Origin of the sequence: Paraburkholderia sp. J94, from assembly GCF_905220285.1 — a bacterium.
GTDB lineage: Bacteria > Pseudomonadota > Gammaproteobacteria > Burkholderiales > Burkholderiaceae > Paraburkholderia > Paraburkholderia tropica_A.
This window is the reverse complement of record NZ_CAJMZH010000001.1, coordinates 241,716-259,017: the sequence shown is the minus strand read 5'-3', so window position 1 is coordinate 259,017 and position 17,302 is coordinate 241,716. Positions and strand designations below refer to the sequence as shown.

General features: G+C 67.6%; 15 protein-coding genes. 5 read left to right on the top strand and 10 right to left on the bottom strand.

The window, feature by feature from the left end; all coding sequences use genetic code 11:
• The first annotated feature begins 61 nt into the window (after positions 1–61).
• Both U4Y88_RS01150 and U4Y88_RS01145 read left to right on the top strand, forming a co-directional pair.
• Entirely contained in the window at positions 62–238 is a 177-nt protein-coding gene (locus U4Y88_RS01150) for a hypothetical protein (protein WP_224011877.1), read from the top strand.
• Positions 239–375: 137 nt separating this feature from the next.
• Entirely contained in the window at positions 376–861 is a 486-nt protein-coding gene (locus tag U4Y88_RS01145; protein ID WP_224011876.1) for a PRC-barrel domain-containing protein, read from the top strand.
• A 63-nt stretch (positions 862–924) separates the two neighbouring features.
• Here the strand turns inward: U4Y88_RS01145 and U4Y88_RS01140 are convergent, their stop codons facing one another.
• The 8 genes from U4Y88_RS01140 to U4Y88_RS01105 all read right to left on the bottom strand — a co-directional run bounded on the left by U4Y88_RS01140 (position 925) and on the right by U4Y88_RS01105 (position 10,537).
• The gene (locus U4Y88_RS01140) at positions 925–2,112 is read right to left on the bottom strand and encodes an aromatic ring-hydroxylating dioxygenase subunit alpha (RefSeq protein WP_321781651.1); all 1,188 of its coding nucleotides are present in this window, start codon (positions 2,110–2,112) and stop codon (positions 925–927) included.
• 691 nt (positions 2,113–2,803) lie between these two features.
• A complete protein-coding gene (locus U4Y88_RS01135) occupies positions 2,804–3,640 on the bottom strand; it encodes a YkgJ family cysteine cluster protein (RefSeq protein WP_321781649.1) in 837 nt (278 codons plus the stop codon).
• 124 nt (positions 3,641–3,764) lie between these two features.
• Entirely contained in the window at positions 3,765–4,532 is a 768-nt protein-coding gene (locus U4Y88_RS01130; RefSeq protein ID WP_321781647.1) for an ABC transporter ATP-binding protein, read from the bottom strand.
• Positions 4,529–5,455 (bottom strand): ABC transporter permease, encoded by a 927-nt coding sequence (locus tag U4Y88_RS01125; RefSeq protein ID WP_321781645.1) that lies wholly within the window; start codon positions 5,453–5,455, stop codon positions 4,529–4,531. The genes U4Y88_RS01130 and U4Y88_RS01125 overlap by 4 nt, the downstream gene beginning before the upstream one ends.
• Before the next feature lie 42 nt (positions 5,456–5,497).
• A complete protein-coding gene (locus tag U4Y88_RS01120; protein ID WP_321781643.1) occupies positions 5,498–6,568 on the bottom strand; it encodes an aliphatic sulfonate ABC transporter substrate-binding protein in 1,071 nt (356 codons plus the stop codon).
• A 160-nt stretch (positions 6,569–6,728) separates the two neighbouring features.
• Complete coding sequence (locus U4Y88_RS01115; protein ID WP_415774376.1) at positions 6,729–7,787, bottom strand: substrate-binding domain-containing protein; 1,059 nt, start codon at positions 7,785–7,787, stop codon at positions 6,729–6,731.
• Between the two features lie 96 nt (positions 7,788–7,883).
• Positions 7,884–8,822, bottom strand: a complete 939-nt coding sequence (locus U4Y88_RS01110; RefSeq protein WP_224011896.1) for an ABC transporter permease — start codon at positions 8,820–8,822, stop codon at positions 7,884–7,886.
• 173 nt (positions 8,823–8,995) lie between these two features.
• Complete coding sequence (locus U4Y88_RS01105; RefSeq protein WP_321781639.1) at positions 8,996–10,537, bottom strand: sugar ABC transporter ATP-binding protein; 1,542 nt, start codon at positions 10,535–10,537, stop codon at positions 8,996–8,998.
• A 301-nt stretch (positions 10,538–10,838) separates the two neighbouring features.
• Here U4Y88_RS01105 and U4Y88_RS01100 point away from each other — a divergent pair, with 301 nt between their 5' ends.
• From U4Y88_RS01100 to U4Y88_RS01090, 3 genes are all read left to right on the top strand, one after another.
• Positions 10,839–12,104, top strand: a complete 1,266-nt coding sequence (locus U4Y88_RS01100; RefSeq protein WP_321781637.1) for an acyl-CoA dehydrogenase family protein — start codon at positions 10,839–10,841, stop codon at positions 12,102–12,104.
• A gap of 5 nt (positions 12,105–12,109) precedes the next feature.
• Complete coding sequence (locus U4Y88_RS01095; RefSeq protein WP_321781635.1) at positions 12,110–13,594, top strand: LLM class flavin-dependent oxidoreductase; 1,485 nt, start codon at positions 12,110–12,112, stop codon at positions 13,592–13,594.
• Between the two features lie 81 nt (positions 13,595–13,675).
• Entirely contained in the window at positions 13,676–15,151 is a 1,476-nt protein-coding gene (locus U4Y88_RS01090) for an APC family permease (protein ID WP_321781633.1), read from the top strand.
• 100 nt (positions 15,152–15,251) lie between these two features.
• On the opposite strand, the gene U4Y88_RS01085 is transcribed toward U4Y88_RS01090, so the two are convergent.
• Both U4Y88_RS01085 and U4Y88_RS01080 read right to left on the bottom strand, forming a co-directional pair.
• Positions 15,252–15,605 carry a hypothetical protein gene (locus tag U4Y88_RS01085; protein ID WP_321781631.1) on the bottom strand — a complete coding sequence of 118 codons (354 nt, stop codon included), beginning with the start codon at positions 15,603–15,605 and terminating at the stop codon, positions 15,252–15,254.
• A gap of 292 nt (positions 15,606–15,897) precedes the next feature.
• On the bottom strand, positions 15,898–17,115 hold the full coding sequence (locus U4Y88_RS01080; protein ID WP_224011864.1) for an SfnB family sulfur acquisition oxidoreductase: 1,218 nt from the start codon (positions 17,113–17,115) through the stop codon (positions 15,898–15,900).
• Between the last annotated feature and the right edge of the window lie 187 nt (positions 17,116–17,302).

Genomic DNA, 17,302 nt, shown 5'->3' with positions numbered 1-17,302 from the left:
CGTTCCCGGCGGGCGCGGACTTTGCGGTATCGGGCACGTCCACTTCGACAGGAGCGACGCCATGACCGCGAAAGACCCGCACAATCCGCAACCCAAGGACCTGCGCCATCCCGAGCCCGCACAGCACAGCGACAACGTGCACAGCAGGATGCCCGAACGCGACGACCGCAACCGCAAGCAGTCGCCCGCCGACCGTCCCGGCAAGCAGCCGGGCGAAGGCGAGCCGTCGGTCAGTTGAACTGACGGGTTCGAACAGGCCGCAAAGCGCGATATCCGCGGCACGGGCATTGCTCAAGTGAAGGCACGACGGCCGGACGCATCAAGCACCATTGCACACGCGCCGGCCGAACTCAACGCACTTCAGAGGAGGCGATCATGCCCACCTTCACCCCCAGCAACATGCCCACGAGCCAAGGCAGCGAGGGCGCGCGCATCGTCGGCAAAGGCAGCGAAACAGCCGCCGGTCCCGGCCCCGACATCATGGCCGCCAGCACGCTCGACAGCGATCGCGTGCTGAGTTCGGATGGCGAGGAAATCGGCAAGATCAAGGAGATCATGCTCGATGTGCAAGGCGGACGCGTCGCCTATGCGGTGCTGTCGAGCGGCGGCTTTCTCGGCATCGGCGACAAACTGCTCGCGATTCCGTGGAATGCGCTCACGCTCGATACCAACCGCAAGTGCTTCCTGCTCAATGTGTCGTCCGAACGCGTGCGCAACGCGCCGGGCTTCGACAAGGATCACTGGCCCGCGATGGCCGACGCCAAGTGGGGCAGCACCGTGCACGCCTATTACGGCAGCGAGCCGTACTGGGAAGGCGTCGAACCCGTGGTGCCGCCGCGCGACGATCTGGGCCGTCACTGATCACGTTTGATGGGTGATCGACACGCGCGGGCGCTGTTTTTCAGGCGCCCGCGCGTGACTTTTCTAGTCGCGCGATGGCGCTGCGTTGTCGCCCGTGACCGGCATGATCGGCATGATCGGCACACTCGGCACAGTCGTCGCGACTGGCGTAAGCGCGCCGTCGAGCGCCCACGTCGATACTTCGCGCCGCGCGGGACACGCGATCACGTTGATCGCGCGTTTGCTCTCGACATGACCTGACGCTTCAGCGGAACCCGGCGGCGCCGCGAGCCAGCCCTGCTTTTCAAGCGCACGCACGCGCTGGCGAAACGCAATCTGCAACGCATCCGATTTCACCGACACCTCGCTCTGCCAGCCATCCGGCACGCACTCGGGACGCACGCGCCGCAACACCGCGTGATCCTCCTCGAAGATGCGCAGATTGCGCGCGCGAAACCGCGCGTCGAGCAGCGGACTCTTCAGGAACGTGCGCCCCATCATCCAGTACGTGCGCGTGTGCAGCGCATCCACCGGCACATGCGCCGACACGATATAGATGCGCCAGCCGTTGCCCAGTTGCAATTCGAGCGTCGCGCACGGGCCGCTCAGGTGATAACCCGTCTGCGTGACGACTTCCACGTGCTCGCCGCTCGCTCGGCGGCGCAGCAGTCCGCGGCGCACGGGACGCTGCATCACGAGCCGCGCGTGGCCGCTCCACGCATCGGGCGCGCTCACATCGAAACCATCGATCTCAGGCCGGTCCGGCGCACCGAACGAGGTGCCGTGCACGAACGGCGCATGCGCGAAATCGAGCCCGTTCTCGACGATGCGCTCCCAGTTCGCGTCCCAGTCGAAGGTGCCGTGCACGACGCGCACGTTGGGGTCGTCGGCCCAATCGAGCGGCGGCAGCGGCGGCCGTTCCGCTTCGGGCAGATCGCCGAGGAACGCCCAGATCCAGCCGTGACGCTCGACCACCGGATAGCCGTCGACGCGCGCGCGCGCCGGAATGCGCGCCTGCGGCTGCGCGGGAATATGCGTGCAGACGCCGTCGCCGCCATAACGCCAGCCGTGATACGGACATTGCACCTCGCCGTTCACGCGCTGCCCCGCCGCGAGCGACGCGCCGCGATGCACGCAGATATCGGAGAGCAGGCGCGCGCGGCCTTCGGTGTCGCGAAACGCGACGAAGCGATGGCCGAGCAGCGTGACCGGCAACAGCGCGTCGCGCAGATCGGCCGATGCGGCCACGACGTACCAGAGATTTTTCAGCATGGGATCGGCAAAATCGGCGACAAAAAAGCGGCAAAAGTTACAGCAGGTAAGACGTGATCGATGCTGCGTTGCGGACGGCACCGTCGAAAAAAGGGCCAGCGCGTCATGGCAGCAGTCTAACCGTTGCAGCCGCTGCATGTCGCGTGCCACGCAGACGACGCGAAATCCCTGCGCAGTAACGTCCGCCAACGCACGGAACGTCACGCGCGCATGCGCGAAGCTAGGTTTGCTGAACACGCACGCGCACAACCATCCCCATAACCCGCACGCGTGTGTGCAAACCGCAACAACTCGGCGCGCAGTCCTTTTCAGGTACCCGAGTTGCGGCGCAACATGCAGGTAAGAAGCCAGGGCGGCGCGGCACCTGGCATGAATGCCCGAACTGACCGGTCAATCCGGTTGTGCTCGACGCTTCGTCTGCAGGGGCTCGCTCCTAGACTGGCCTTGCATTCAAACCAACAATGGGGAATGGCAATGGGCGTGACGAACTGGATCCTGGTGCTCGAATGTGCCTACATGGAATTTTCGAGCTGGCGCGGCAAGAACATCTATCGCCGGACCGTGGACTACGATCGCGTGGTGTGGTGCTGAGCTTGCGCTGATGTCGTGCTGAACGCGACGCGGGCCGCCCGGCTCGCACGCTGCTGCGGCGCTTCGGTGGCGCTTCTGTGACGCGTCAGTCGCGCGTCACTCACGCCTCGCTCGCGGCATGAAAGCCCAGGTAGTGCTGGGGCATCGGCGATGTCATCAATGCATCGGGTGGCGCGGCTTCGGCGTCCACTGAAGCGAGCGTCGCGCGCGTGGCGTGCCGGTTCGAAATCACCGTCCATGCGCCGGGGTCGATTTCATCCGTGTACTGCGCCGAATACTGCGCCGTGTTTTGCCTCGCGTTTTGCCCCGACGTTTCGACGTGCGCGATGGCGGCCACCAGCGCCGCATCCATCGCGTCGCGGCCCGGATTGACGATCACGAAACCTTCATTCGCGAGCGCGGCCATGCGCACGCCGAGTTCGCCGCAGAGCGCGCGCTTGCCCGGCACATCGGCGACATCCGAACCGCGGCGCAGCGCGATATCGGCCTGCACCGTCTCATTGACGTAACGCCCCGCGATTTCAAATACCGGATAGCGCGATTCCCACGCCTCGGGCGGACAGCCCTTCGCGGACGGATCGAACGCCACGAAGGGATTCACTTCGGCGGGATAGATGCGGCACACGCGCGGCCGGTGATCGTAGGCGCCACAGCGCAGATCGGGCAGCAGATTCGGACACGGGCCGTCGAACGCGGCCACCACCATCGCGACGATGCGCACCGGCAACGTGCCGCTCATCGCGGCGAACGAGCGCGCGCGTTTGTACGCGGCGTGGGCGTCGTCGGCGGAGGGTTCGACCGGCCAGGGCAAGGCCTCGCAGAAGAGTTGGACGTCGCCGCCGTCGCGCAGCCACACGCGCGCTTCGGCCAGGCTAAGGGGAATGCGCAGATCGTGGCAGCAGCGGCCACACATCGTGCATGAAAAGTGGGTGGACATCGTTTTGACAGCGGTGAAGCGGCGTGGCTCGCGCGCGAGCGCACACCCAAGGCACCGATGCTAACGTGCGCGCCTTACGATCGCCTGAAAGCGTGACACGCCGCCCGCCCTCCCCGACGCCACATCAAGCCGCCAGCGGCGCACCCACCGAGGCCTCCAGCCGCGCCATCAGCTCCGCGCGCAACGCGCGATCCGTGCCCTGCTCGCGGCGCTGCGCGCGCGGCTGCGTCACGTCGAATACGTGGCTCGTGGCACGCGTGGCCGCGCCCTTCGCCGGTTCCAGCAGTACGACGCGGTCGGCGAGATACAGCGCCTCGTCGATATCGTGCGTGACCACCAGCGCCGCCATGCGATGCGCCTGCACGAGCGTGAGCAGCAGGTCTTGCAGACGCATGCGTGTCATCGCGTCGACGGCGCTGAACGGTTCGTCGAGCAGCAGCAGGCGCGGCTGCGCGAACAGGCCGCGCGCAATGGCGACGCGCTGCGCCATGCCGCCCGAAAGATGCTTGGGCCAGCGCGCGCCGTCGTCGGCGTGCAGGCCCACTTCGTCGAGCAGCGCCGCCACGCGCGCCGCCGACGCGCCGCGCGCACGCTCCGGGAAGCAGACGTTGTCGGCGACGCGCAGCCACGGCAGCAGACGCGGCTCCTGGAAGATCACGCCCGCGAGCGGCGACGGCCCGCGCAGCGGCGCGCCGTCGAGCGCGACCGTGCCCGCGTAATCGCGGTCGAGTCCCGCTGCGATGCGCAGCAGCGTGCTCTTGCCGCAACCGCTCGGGCCGAGCAGCGCGACCACTTCGCCGGGCGCGAGCGTGAGCCGCAGCGCGTCGAGAATCGGCCGCGCGCCATAGCGTTTGCTGCGGATGTCGAGATCGAGCAAGGCAGGGGCGTTCATGCGCGCGCTCCGTCGTGTGCCGTGTCGCGCCATGCGAGCACGCGGGTTTCGACCAGACGCATCGCGCTGTCCGTGAGTTTGCCGAACAGGCCGAGCAGCAGGATCGCGCCGAACACGATGTCGGGCCGGCCCGTTTCGCGTCCGTCGCTGAGCAGATAGCCGAGGCCGCGCGTGGCCGCGATCAGTTCGGCGGCGACCACGAACATCCACGAGACCGCGAGCCCCGTGCGCAGGCCCGTGAGAATCTGCGGCAGCGCGGCGGGCAGCAGGATGCGCGTGAACAGACGCCACGGCGGCAGCCGGTAGACCGCGCCGAGTTCGACGAGCTTGCGGTCCACGTTGCGGATGCCGGACACCACGCTCAGATGCACGGGAAAGAATGCGCCGATCGCGACGAGCGTGATTTTCGGCGCTTCGTCGATCCCCATCCACAGCAGCAGCACAGGCACCCACGCGAGCGACGGAATTGCGCGCAGTGCCTGAAAACTCGGGTCGAGCAAGGCGTCGAGGCGTCGGCTCAGGCCCATCGCCGCGCCCACCGCGATGGCGAGCGCCGCGCCGCAGCCGAAACCCAGCGCGACGCGCGCCGTGCTCGCGGCGATATGCAGCGAAAGCCGCGCGCCGCCCAGTTGCCAGAGCGCCTGGGCGATTTCGCTTGGCGCGGGCACGAGGTTGTCGGGCAGCACGCCGCCGCGCACGAGCGCTTCGAGCAGTGCGAGAAACGCGAACGGCAGCAGCGCGCCCGCGATGCGCCAGCGACGCGGCGCGCCTGCCGCTGTGTGCTCCTGCTGAGCGGTTTGCGTATCGGCGTGCTCGGCCTCATGCGCCCCGCCCTGCAACACGCGCGGCGCGTGAGCGCCCGGCGAGCCCGGCGCGGCGGCGGCGCGCGTCAGGGTGGGCACGCTCAACTCGTCGATAGCCATCGCGAATCCTCTTAACCTGCGCTTATGTGCGCTTATGTGCGCTTACTGGCGCTGCGCCGACGCCAGCGCCGACTCCGATGCCTGCGTATCGATCAGCGACTCGATCACCTGGTTCAGATTCGTCCCCGGCTTGACGAGGTTTTCCTGCACGAGAATCGGCGCGGCAGCTTCGAGCGCCTCGATCTGCTTGGCGCCCGGCTGCGGCTGGCTGAAATCGTTGCGGCTCAGTTGCAGCTTCGCGACCGCAAGCGATACTTTGGAATCCTCTGCAACGATCTGCGCCGCCTCGTTCGGATGCTCGCCGATCCACACGCGCGCGCGTTCGTAGACCTTGAGCACGCGCGCCACGGTATCCGGGTACTGCTTGAGGAAATCGTCGCGCACGTTCAGAAAGCCCCACGTGTTGAAGTCGACGTTGCGGTACAGCAGACGCGCGCCGTTGTCGATCTGCGCGGCGGCCATGTGCGGATCGAGCCCGGCCCACGCATCGACCTGGCCGTTGACGAGCGCGGTGCGTCCGTCGGGATGCTGAAGATTGACGATCTCGACGTCGTCGCGCGTGAGACCCGCCGTATGCAGCGCGCGCAGCGTGAAGAGATACGGATCGGTGCCCTTGGTCGCCGCGATCTTCTTGCCCTTGAGGTCCGCGAGCGTCTTGATCGGCGAATCCTTGCGCACGACCAGCGCGGTCCATTCGGGGCGCGAAAAGATATAGACGGTCTTGATCGGATTGCCGTTGGCCTTGCCGAGCACCGCCGCGAGACCGGCGGTCGACCCGATGTCGATCGCGCCGCTATTGAGGTATTCCAGCGCGCGATTGCTGCCGAGGCTCAGCACCCAGCGCACCTGCGTGTGATCGGGCGCGAAGGCCTGTTCGAGCCAGCCGTTGCGCTTGATGACGAGGCTTTCGGGCGAGTAATAGGCGTAATCGAGCTTGAGTTCGGCGGGCGCGGCGCTCGCGGCCTGCGCGTGCGAGGGCGACACGGCGAGCAACGCCAGCGGCGCAAGCGCGGCAGCGGCGCGCAACGCGGCGGTCAATCGGCGCCAGAGCGGCGTGTTCCCGCGTGCGTCGTCGTGCGTGTTCGTGAATTGGTTGATCGTGTGGTCCCGCATCGGCTTTCCCCTGTTTGTCTGGCTGCATGGGGAGGCACGCAGTGTGCCTCCCGAATTCGCCAAGCATAAGAAGCGCGGACGCCAGAACGAACCAACAATCGCTCAGATCGTAAGCAGCGAAAGGAATATCCGCGCGGGGCGGGTGCGGGGAAACGGCCGATCAGTCCACCGGAATCCACGCCGCCGTCGCCGCGTCGCTGACGCGGAACGCCGGGAATTTCGCGCCCAGCTCGGCGATCGTGTGGATGTCGTTTTTCACGAGATCGTCGCGCGTGACCAGAGTCGGCTTCACGACGATGTGATGCGCGAGCGGCTGCCCCGCCACATCGAGCGCCGCCGCGCGCACCGAGACCGCGCCCACCACGGCGGGATTGGTCGCCGCCGTCGCCACCCAGGCGCTGCCCGGCGCGCGGATCGCCTCGATATCGGCGGTGGAAATATCGGCGCTGTAAATGCGCAGCTTGCTCGCGACGTTGGCCTCGTCGGCGGCGAGGCTCGCGCCGCGCGCGAACTCGTCGTAGGGCGCGATCACCACGCGGATGTCGGGATGCGCGCGATACGCGGCCGCCGCCTGATTCGCCACCGACTGCGCGATCGGATTGTCGACCGTGCCCCAGCGCGCCTGCTCGCGCACGCCCGGATGCGCCTGCTTGAACGCCTGCCACACGGCGTCGCGGCGATCGAGCGGCGCGAAGCCCGCCACGTAGACATACCCCGCCGAGAACGCGTTGCCGTTGTCCTTCACGGCCTGGCCGAGCAGCAGCGTGGCGAGGTCATGATCGCTCTGTTCGATCTGTGGGATCTTCGGATTGGCGAGATCGACGTCGAAGGCCACGACCTTGATGCCCTTGTCGAGCGCCTGCTGCACGACGTCCTTCAGCGACTCGGGCAGCCCGTGATTGACGATGATCGCGGCCACGCCCAGATTGATCGCCTGCTGGATCTGATCGCGCTGCTGCGCGGCGTCCTGGCGTCCTTCGTAGATGCGCAGGTCGATGCCGAGCGCCTTCGCCTGCTTCTGCGCGCCCGCCTCGTAGGCCTGGAAGAAGTCGCCTTCCGAGAGATAGTTGACGAGCGCGATCTTCACGCCGCCCTTGTCGAACGGCGCGGGCGCGCCCTTGAGCGGCGCGGCCTGCGCGGAGACGGCGCCGAACAGCGCCGCCGCGCTCAAGGCGATTGCACTGATTGCGCCGATCGCACGGCGGCTGGTACGGGACATCGACTTGTTCATATTGCTCCTCTTGTTATTCAGGTTTCCTATGTTTATCGGACCCACTTTTTCTTCGAACGCATTCTCTCTACCTGACCCCACGCTTCACGCGCGGGCGTCGTTCCTGCGGCCGATGCTGAAGGTGAACGCCAGCGCCACCACCAGCAGCGCGCCCTTGATGCAATCCTGCAAGTAGTACGGCGCGTTCAGCATCGTCAAGCCGTTGAGCAGCACGCCGACGAACACCGCGCCGATCACCGTGCCCGGCACGTTGGGCCGCTTCGCGCCCCACACCGCGTAGCCGACCAGCGAGGCCGCCACGGCGTCGAGCAGCAGCGAATGGCCCGCGCTCACGTCGCCGCGCCCCACGCGTGCCGCGATCAGCAGACCGCCGAGCGACGCCAGCGCGCCCGAGGCCACATAGGCCGCCACGCGATAGCGCGCGGCGGGCGCACCCGCGAGCCGCGCCGCCGTTTCGTTGCCGCCGATCGCGTAGATCACGCGGCCCCAGCGCGTGGCCGCCATCACGACCGAGACGAACACCGTGAGCACCGCGAGCACGAGCACCGGCGCGGGCACCACGTCGAAGAAGAAACGCGCGCGGCCCAGCGCGAGAAAGGCATCGGGGAAGGTGCCGCTCGCTTCGCTGCCGTCGGGCAGGATCGTGCCGGTGGCGAGCGAGCGTCCGCCCGTGGGGATCAGTTGCAGGCCCGCGAGCAGAAACAGCGTGCCGAGCGTCGCGAGCTGATCGGGCACGTGCAGCCGCGTGATGAGCACGCCGTTGAACAGCCCCGCCGCCACACCCAGCGCGAGGCAGGCCGCCGCCGCTTCCCACGCGTTGCCGTGCCAGACCACCAGCACGTAACTGGCCGCCATTTGCGCCGACGCCGCCACGCTGCCGACGGACAGATCGAAGCCGCCCGCCGCCAGCGTAATCGTCACGCCGATGCCGAGCAGCGCGACGATCGAGACCGCCTGCAAGATGCTGAAGAGATTCGCGACGTTCAGAAACGCAGGCTCGCGCGCGGTGAACAGCACGAGCATGGCGGCGAGCACGAGCAGCAGGCCGCTGCGTTCGAGCAGTACGAGCAGGCGGCGCGTTTGTGATGTCTGTGACGTACCGGACGCGGTATGCGGCAGCGGTTGCTCGGTGACATCGGTGACGAGCGGAGTGGCGGCGCTTTTCATGGTCGCTTTTGAGTTGCTTAGTGTGTCGATTACGATTCGATGGCTTCGGCAGGATGGCGGGCTTCGAGCGAATCGGCGGTCTCTAACGCGCCAAGGTCTAACACGCCGCGATCTAACGCGCCCCGATCGAAATACACGATGCGGTCGGCGACTTCGTGCGCTTCCTCGAGATCGCTCACCAACACGAGCGTCGCGCGGCCCGGCGCTTCGCGCCGCAGCGTCGCCGCGATATCGGCGCGCGCGCCCGCGTCCACGCCCTGAAACGGTTCGTCGAGCAGCAGCACGCGCGCGGGTTCGGCGTGCCAGCGCGCGAGCAGCACTTTCTGCTGATTGCCGCCGGACAGTCGCGGCAGACGATCGTCCGGGCCCGCGCAGCGAATGCCGAACGCGTCGATGGCCGCACGCGCGGCGGCGCGCTCGCGCTCGCGCGCGACAAACGCGCCCCGGCTCCAGCGCGACAGAAACGGAAAGCCGATCGTCCCCGCAATCGAGGCGAAGGGCACGGCATCGGGAAACAGCGAGGTGCGCCAACGGTCCTCGCCCGCGAGAAACACACCCGCGCGGATCGCGTCGCCGGGTGTGCGCGGACGCCACACCGCGCCGTCGAGCCGCATCTCGCCCGCGAACGCACGCGTCGCACCGAAGATCGTCTGCGCGAGTCGCGACTTGCCTGCGCCCACCGGCCCCACCACGGCGACGATTTCACCGTCGCGCACGTCGAGATCGAATGCAGCGGTACGGTCGGTGAGACGCAGTTGGCGCAACTGCAGAATCGCCTCTCCGTTATTTAGTTCGTCATACGAATCAATACGCGGCGGCGGCAAGGGACGGCCGATCATCGTTTCGAGCGCGGCGTCGAAGTCGACCGGCGCGCTTTGCTGCGATACGACGCGGCCGTCGCGCAGCACCGCCACGCGCGTCGCGAGACGGCGCAGATCCGCGAGCCGATGCGAGACCAGCAATACGGCCACGCCCTCGTCGCGCAAGGTGTCGACGAGCGCGTGCAGGCGCGCGGCCTCGGCGGCGGACAGGCTGGCCGTGGGCTCGTCGAGGATCAAGAGACGCGGCCGCGTGGCCAGAGCACGCGCCAGCACGACGCGTTGTTGCGCGGCCAGCGCGAGCGTGCCGAGCGGCGCATCGAGATCGGCATCGAGCCCCACGCGCGCGGCCAGTTCACGGGCACGTTCGCGCCGCGTCGCGCGCGGCGTCCACCAGCTTTGCGCGCCGCCGCAGAGTTCGTCGAGCAGCAGGTTATCGGCGATCGACGAAGCGGGCACCACGGCATCGGCGATCGATTGATGCACGGTCGCCACGCCCAACTGGCGCGCGGCCAGCGGCGAAGCCGGCGCGTAACGCCGGCCGTCGAGCTGCATCGCGCCCGCGTCGGCGCCCTGCACGCCGCTCACGATCTTCACGAAGGTCGATTTGCCCGCGCCGTTCGCGCCCATCAGCGCGACCACCTCGCCCGCGCCAATCGAAAAGTCGAGATGCGAAAGCGCGACGGTCGCGCCAAAGCGCTTGTCGATCGCGCGGGCGGAGAAAATCGGGGCGGAAGAATTCGGAGCGGACATGCGGGCGTCTCGGTCTCGCAGGCACAGGATGGCGTCATCGTAGCGAGACGCTTCGTTGCGCCCAACGAAGCGATGCTCATATTGATCCGCGCGCCATCGATAAGGCGGCTGAACGCGGCAAAACCCCGCGAGCGCTGTTTTTACGGCGTTTTATCCGTGATAACGCGATGCATCGCGCACAAATACGCGCCGCCGATATCGATTCGAGAATCCGTTATTGGAGCGTCGCGATGCGCATTTCTATACTGGCCCTTCACGCCATCCGAGGCCGAGTCCCGATGGAGAAACCCGGAGGAACACCATGACAATATCGCGATCCGCTCCCATTCCCGACCTTCACGCCGTCGCGCTCTCGACCGGCACGGACTACGAAACGCTCGCCGCGCGTTTTCGCCCGATCTTCGCGGAGATCGCGCGCGGCGCGGCCGAACGCGACCGCGAACGCATCCTGCCGAACGAGGCCATCGCCGCCTTGAAGGACGCCGGTTTCGGCGCGGTGCGTCTGCCCGTGCGCGACGGCGGTGCGGGCGCGTCCATTCCGCAATTGTTTCAGTTGCTGATCGAACTGGCCGCCGCCGATTCGAATCTGCCGCAAGCGCTGCGCGCGCATTTCGCCTTCGTCGAAGACTGGCTCAACGTGCCGCCCGACGCAGATCAGCGCGCGTGGTTCGACCGCTTCGCGAGCGGCCAGATCGTGGGCAGCGCGTGGTCCGAAGTGGGCAACGTGGCCGTGGGCCAGGTGCAGACCCAGGTCTCGCAGCGCGACGGCCGCTTCGTCGTGAACGGCGCGAAGTACTACAGCACCGGCACGATCTACGCCGACTGGATCGACGTCTACGCGCAGCGCGAAGCCGACGGCAGCGACGTGATCGCCGCCGTGAGCACGCATCAGCCGGGCGTGGTGCGCGAGGACGACTGGGACGGCTTCGGCCAGACCACCACCGGCAGCGGCACCACGCGCTTCAACGATGCCGTGGTCGAACCGCGCAACGTGATCGACTTCGCGCGCCGCTTCAAGTATCAGACCGCGTTCTATCAGCTCTTTCACGTCGCCACGCTCGCGGGCATCGCCGAGGCCGTGCAGCGCGACGCCGCCGAACTCGTGCGCACGCGCACGCGCGTCTACAGCCACGGCAACGCGCCGCACGTGAGCGAGGACGCGCAGATCCAGCAGGTGGTCGGCGAAATCGCGTCGTGGGCCTATGCCGCGCGCGCGGTCGCGCTACTGGCGGCCGAACCCGCGCAACGGGCCTACGAGGCGCGCTTCGGCGGCGACGAAGCGGTCGAACGCGCCGCCAACGTCGAAGCCGAAATCGCGTCGGCGCAAAGCCAGCTCACGGCGTCGGACTTCGCACTGCGCGCGGCCACGCATCTGTTCGACGCGCTCGGCGCCTCGGCCACCAGCACGCGCCTCGCACTCGACCGGCACTGGCGCAATGCGCGCACGGTGTCCTCGCATAATCCGCTCGTCTACAAGGCGCGCATCGTCGGCGACTGGGCCATCAACGGCACCGAGCCGCCCTTCGTCTGGCAGATCGGCAACGGTCCGGGCCGTGGGAGCAAGTGAACGTCATGAGTAAAAACATCCGCCTGAACGCCTTCGAAATGAACTGCGTGGGCCACCAGTCGCCGGGGCTGTGGACGCATCCGCGCGACCGTTCGTGGCAATACAAGGACCTCGAATACTGGACCGATCTCGCGAAGATTCTTGAGCGCGGCATTTTCGATGCGATCTTTATCGCCGATGTGATCGGCTATTACGACGTCTATCAGGACGGCAATTATCACGCGCTGCATCAGGCCGCGCAGATTCCCGTGAACGATCCGCTGCAGCTCGCCGCGCCGATTGCGATGGTCACCGAGCATCTGGGCATCGGCATCACGGCGTCGACAAGTTTCGAGCATCCGTATACGTTCGCACGGCGTCTGTCCACGGCCGATCATCACACCAAGGGGCGGCTCGCCTGGAACGTGGTGACCTCGTACCTCGAAAGCGGCGCGAAGAACGTGGGCCAGTTGGGCCTGCGCGATCACAACGACCGTTATGCGGTGGCCGCCGAATATCTCGAAGTGCTCTACAAGCTTTTCGAAGGCAGTTGGGAAGACGGCGCCGTGGTGCGCGATCGCGAGAACCGCGTGTTCACGCATCCCGAGCGCGTGCATGAAATCGGCCACAAAGGGAAATATTTCGAAGTCCCAGGTTATCACCTGTGCGAGCCGTCGCCGCAACGCACGCCGGTGCTGTTCCAGGCGGGCGCATCCGGTCCCGGCAAGCGCTTCGCCGCCGAACACGCCGAATGCGTATTCGTAGCCGCGCCCACCCAGACGCTGCTGCGCGACTATGTGGCCGACGTGCGCCGCCAGGCCGCGCTCGCGGGCCGCGATCCGCGCCAGTTGCTGATCTACAACCTCGTGACCGTGATCGTCGACGAAACCGACGCCAAGGCTCAGGCGAAGTTCGAGGAGTATCAGCGGCACGTCTCGTACGACGGGTCGCTCGTGTTCATGTCGGGCTGGACCGGCATCGACTTCGGCCAGTATCTGCCGACCGATACCGTGAAGCGCGTGGAAACCAATGCGATCGTCTCCGCCGTCGAACATCTGGCGGGCGGCGACAAGGCGTGGACCATCGAGGAACTCGCGCGCTGGGGCGGCGTAGGCGGACTCGGCCCGGTGTTCGTGGGCTCGCCGTCCACGGTCGCGGACATTCTCCAGCAATGGGTCGAGGCCACCGATGTCGACGGCTTCAATCTCGCGTATGCCATCGCGCACGAAACCTTCGAGGACGTGGTCGAGCATCTCGTGCCGGAATTACAGCGGCGCGGCGTGTATCCGCGCGCCTATGCGAGCGGCACGCTGCGCGAGAAGCTGTTCGGCGCGGATGCGCGTCTGCCGCAGGATCATCCGGCGGCGCAGTTTCGCGATATCGAGCGTGTGAAGCGTGAAGCTGCCGCGCAAGTGAACGCGCAAGTGAACGCGCAAGTGAACGCGCAAGCGGACGCGCAGTCATCCACACATTCATCCGCGAAAAGCGTGCAGGCGGAAGCCACGGCCTGAGCGGCCGGATTCATCACGCGCCCGCGCCATGGCGGCCCGGGCGCGTCTCATCCCGACACCTACACTCACCGGACCACACCTATGACTGAACTCGCGGCCACGGCGGCGCGCGACGGCACCTTGCGTCGCGGCTATCTTTCGTTATCCGAACTGATTGCACAATCGATCGGTCTCGTCGGCGCGGCGGGCGGCGCGGGGCTCCTGATCCCGGCGGTGTTCGCCACGGCGGGCAACGGCACCTGGCTCGCCTATCTGTTCGCGACCGTGGGCCTGCTGTTCGCCTCGTGGAGCATCACGCAGTTCGCCAAACGCACGGCCTCGCCCGGCGCGCTCTACACCTATGCCGCGCGCGGCCTCGGCCCGATCTGGGGCGCGGTGGCGGGCTGGTCGCTGCTGATCGCCTATGGCGTGGGCGCGGCGGGCATTCTGCAAGGCACGGTCAACGAGATCGTGGTGCTGTTCAAGGATATCGGCGTGGCCTCGGGCGCGGGGCTCGCCGTGACGGTCGCGATCACCGTGTTCGTGACGCTGGGCGCATGGTTCATCACGTGGCGCGACATCCGGCTCTCGACCCGCACCACGCTGTGGATCGAGTTGAGCACCGTGGCGCTGATTGTGTTCGTGATCGTTGCGGCGCTGTTCGCGAAGCATCGCTGGATCGATACGCATCAGCTGACGCTGGCCGCCGTGAAGCCCGATCAGTTGCGGCTCGGCATGGTGCTCGCGTTCTTCAGCTTCACGGGCTTCGAAAGCGTGACCGCGCTCGGCGCGGAAGCGCGCGAACCGTTCCGTCTGATTCCGCGCGCGGTGATCGTCAGCATTCTCGGCCCGGCGGCGCTGTTTCTCGCCGCCTCGTATGGGCTCGTCGCGCTGTTCCAGGGCGCGGCCACGCCGCTCGACCAGGCGAGCGCGCCGCTTTCGGCGGTCGCGCATGGCATCCATCTGGGCGCGCTCGGCGTGCTGATCGACGCGGGCGTGGCGCTGAGCTTCTTCGCCGCGTTCTTCTCGTCGATCAACGCCGCCGCTCGGCTGCTCTACACCTTCGCGCGCCAGGGCCTGCTGCACGCAGCAACGGGCCGCGCGCACGCGGGCAACGCCACGCCGCACGTCGCGGTCACGCTGCTCGTGGTGCTTTCGCTGATCGTGGCGGTGACGTTCCAGTTCGCGGGCACGTCGCTGTTCGACGCGTACGGCTATCTGAGCACGATCGCCACGTTTGGCTTCCTGCTGACCTATGTGATCGTGGCGGTCGCCGCGCCCTGCTTCCTGCGCCGTCGCGGCGAACTCAAGCCGCGCCATGTGGCGATCAGCGCGGCGGCCATCGTGCTGATCGGCATTCCGTTCGTCGGCAGCATTTATCCGGCGGCGCCCGGCGTGTATGCGGTGCTGCCCTATGTGTTCGGCGCGCTGCTCGCGGCGGGACTCGGTTGGTTTCTGGCTTTGCGCGTGGTCGCGCCGCATCGGCTGCGCGAGATCGAAGCGGAACTCGCGGATGCGGATTCGACGCGCGAGGAAGGCCCGACGCTCGCCGATGCGCGTGGCGTGTCGGCGGCTTGAAGGCGGTTGATGGCTTGTCGCGGCGCTTGAACGCGCCGCCTTCAGGCACAGATTGAACGCGCCGGCTAATCCGCTGACCGAGGCGCCGCTCAGCCCGGGCTCAAGCCGCCGACACACCCGAGCACCGTCCGCATGAGCGCGCCTGGCCGAGCCGCAGGCGGCCGGCGCTGACCGTCACTTCGGCGCCGCATTCGCATCGGCACACCCAGACGCCATCGCCCGCGTAGCGCTCGGTCGTCAACTGGCCGAACACCTCGCCGCCCTTCAAGGACGGCGAACCCGGGCGCGAGCGCCAGACCTGGCGCTGCTCGCGGCAGCCGCAATCGCGCGTCTGGCCGCTCTCCACCGCATCGAGCCGCGCGCTCACATGGCCGCCGCAGCGGCAGCGCCAGAGCCACACGTCCGCGCCGCGATAGCGCAGCGCGACGAGCTGGCCGTAGGTGCGGCCAGCCACATCGCGAGTCGGCGGGAACGGCCACGCGGGCGGCAAGGGGTCAGGGATACGCGAATTCACGACGAATAAATGGGATTCGGCGGCCGGCTTTCAACGGCTCGTGGGGTGCCCTCATTCTACAGCGACGGCGCAAAAGCGCCGCGCGCCGCCATATGGCGGGAAACCCTCGGCATGCCGCCCCAAAAAATGCGCCCCAAAGCAAACGGCACACGCGACGGAAATTCCGCCCGCGTGTGCCGTTCTTGTCAGGCTCCCGCGCCTTCAGCGCGAGAGCGGCGCGATCGCCCGTCCCTCAATTCCACGCATGGCGCGCGGGCTTTTTCCCGTTCAGATAGTAATTGCCGACGAGGTGATACTTCCAGCGCACCGGATCGTGCAGCGTGTGCGTGCGCGCGTTGCGCCAGTGGCGGTCGAGGTTGTGCGCCGCCAGCGTCGACTGCGTGCCGCCCAGTTCGAACAGCTTTTCGCCCGCCAGCAGCGCGGCTTCGGTCGTCAACACCTTCGCCTCGCCCACGGCGACCGAGGCGCGCGCAACGTCGTCCTCGCTGATCGTGTCCTGTGCGGCGATCGCGTCGAACAGCCGCGCGGCGCGTTCGAGCAACGCTTCGGCGGCGTGCAGCTGAATATGCAGATGGCCGATTTCGCGCAGCGTGAGCGGATCGTCGGCGGCACGCTCGACGCCGCTGTCGACCCACGGACGCGCGCGCTCACGCACAAACGTGAGCGTGTCGGCGACGGCGGCGCGCGCGATGCCCGCGTCGATGGCCGCCTGGATGATCTGCGAAACCGGGCCGTTCAGCGTCGGCTGCTCGGAGACGCGATGCGCCGGAAACACGTGCGAAGCGCCCACGCGCACGTTGTCCAGCGTGACCGTGCCGCTCGCCGTGGTGCGCTGGCCGAAGCCGGACCAGTCGTCGGTGATCGCGAGGCCCGGCGTGCCCTGCGGGATCCACGCGAGCCAGCCGCGCCCATCCGCGTCGAGCCCGAGCACCGGCACGTAGTGCGCGAACAGCGCGCCCGTCGAATAGAACTTCGTGCCGTTGACCACGTAATCGTCGCCGTCGCGCAGCACGCGCGTCCTGAGGTCGAGCACGTGTTTCGTCCCTTTTTCGGAGAAGCCGTTGCCGAAGCGCTTGCCCGCCAGCACCTCGCCGAAGAAAAAGCGCTTCTGCTCCTCGGTGCCCGTGAGCGCGATCACGTCGACGAGCCCGAAATGGTTCTGCGGCAACTGCCCGAGCGACGGGTCGGCGGCCGAAATCAGCTTGACGACTTCGGTCAGCGTGACGAACGAGACGCCCGCGCCGCCATAAGCCTTCGGCACCGTGATGCCCCAGAGGCCCGACTGCGAGAACCATTCGATTTCCTCGCGCGGCAGCCGCCGCTCGCGGTCGCGCAGCGCGGCGTCTTCGGCGAGGCGCGCGGCCAGTTCGCGCGCGGCGTCGAGCGCTTCGTTGTCGTCGGCGATGACGCGCGCGGTCGTGCGCGCGGCCCGGTCTCCGGTCTCTGCCATGGATGGCTCCGCGTGATGAGGTCGATCGTTGATGGATGGCGTGCGCCTGGCACGCGGGACCAATCTAGCAGCGCGCCCGGCGCGGCCCAACCGAGCGATTGGCACATCGATATTCCGCGCGGGACTAATCCCGTTCGGGGATGCGCGGCGGCATGCGGGGAAAAAGGCGCGGCGGCCCGGGAAATCG

What these genes read in the sequence shown, in the direction of transcription:
- U4Y88_RS01140 (WP_321781651.1), bottom strand. Translation starts at nt 2,112, where the DNA reads ATGCTGAAAAATCTCTGGTACGTCGTGGCCGCATCGGCCGATCTGCGC.
- U4Y88_RS01115 (WP_415774376.1), bottom strand. Translation starts at nt 7,787, where the DNA reads ATGTCCCGTACCAGCCGCCGTGCGATCGGCGCAATCAGTGCAATCGCC.
- U4Y88_RS01095 (WP_321781635.1), top strand. Translation starts at nt 12,110, where the DNA reads ATGAGTAAAAACATCCGCCTGAACGCCTTCGAAATGAACTGCGTGGGC.
- U4Y88_RS01110 (WP_224011896.1), bottom strand. Translation starts at nt 8,822, where the DNA reads ATGCTCGTGCTGTTCACCGCGCGCGAGCCTGCGTTTCTGAACGTCGCG.
- U4Y88_RS01090 (WP_321781633.1), top strand. Translation starts at nt 13,676, where the DNA reads ATGACTGAACTCGCGGCCACGGCGGCGCGCGACGGCACCTTGCGTCGC.
- U4Y88_RS01080 (WP_224011864.1), bottom strand. Translation starts at nt 17,115, where the DNA reads ATGGCAGAGACCGGAGACCGGGCCGCGCGCACGACCGCGCGCGTCATC.
- U4Y88_RS01125 (WP_321781645.1), bottom strand. Translation starts at nt 5,455, where the DNA reads ATGGCTATCGACGAGTTGAGCGTGCCCACCCTGACGCGCGCCGCCGCC.
- U4Y88_RS01150 (WP_224011877.1), top strand. Translation starts at nt 62, where the DNA reads ATGACCGCGAAAGACCCGCACAATCCGCAACCCAAGGACCTGCGCCAT.
- U4Y88_RS01105 (WP_321781639.1), bottom strand. Translation starts at nt 10,537, where the DNA reads ATGTCCGCTCCGAATTCTTCCGCCCCGATTTTCTCCGCCCGCGCGATC.
- U4Y88_RS01120 (WP_321781643.1), bottom strand. Translation starts at nt 6,568, where the DNA reads ATGCGGGACCACACGATCAACCAATTCACGAACACGCACGACGACGCA.
- U4Y88_RS01145 (WP_224011876.1), top strand. Translation starts at nt 376, where the DNA reads ATGCCCACCTTCACCCCCAGCAACATGCCCACGAGCCAAGGCAGCGAG.
- U4Y88_RS01100 (WP_321781637.1), top strand. Translation starts at nt 10,839, where the DNA reads ATGACAATATCGCGATCCGCTCCCATTCCCGACCTTCACGCCGTCGCG.
- U4Y88_RS01130 (WP_321781647.1), bottom strand. Translation starts at nt 4,532, where the DNA reads ATGAACGCCCCTGCCTTGCTCGATCTCGACATCCGCAGCAAACGCTAT.
- U4Y88_RS01135 (WP_321781649.1), bottom strand. Translation starts at nt 3,640, where the DNA reads ATGTCCACCCACTTTTCATGCACGATGTGTGGCCGCTGCTGCCACGAT.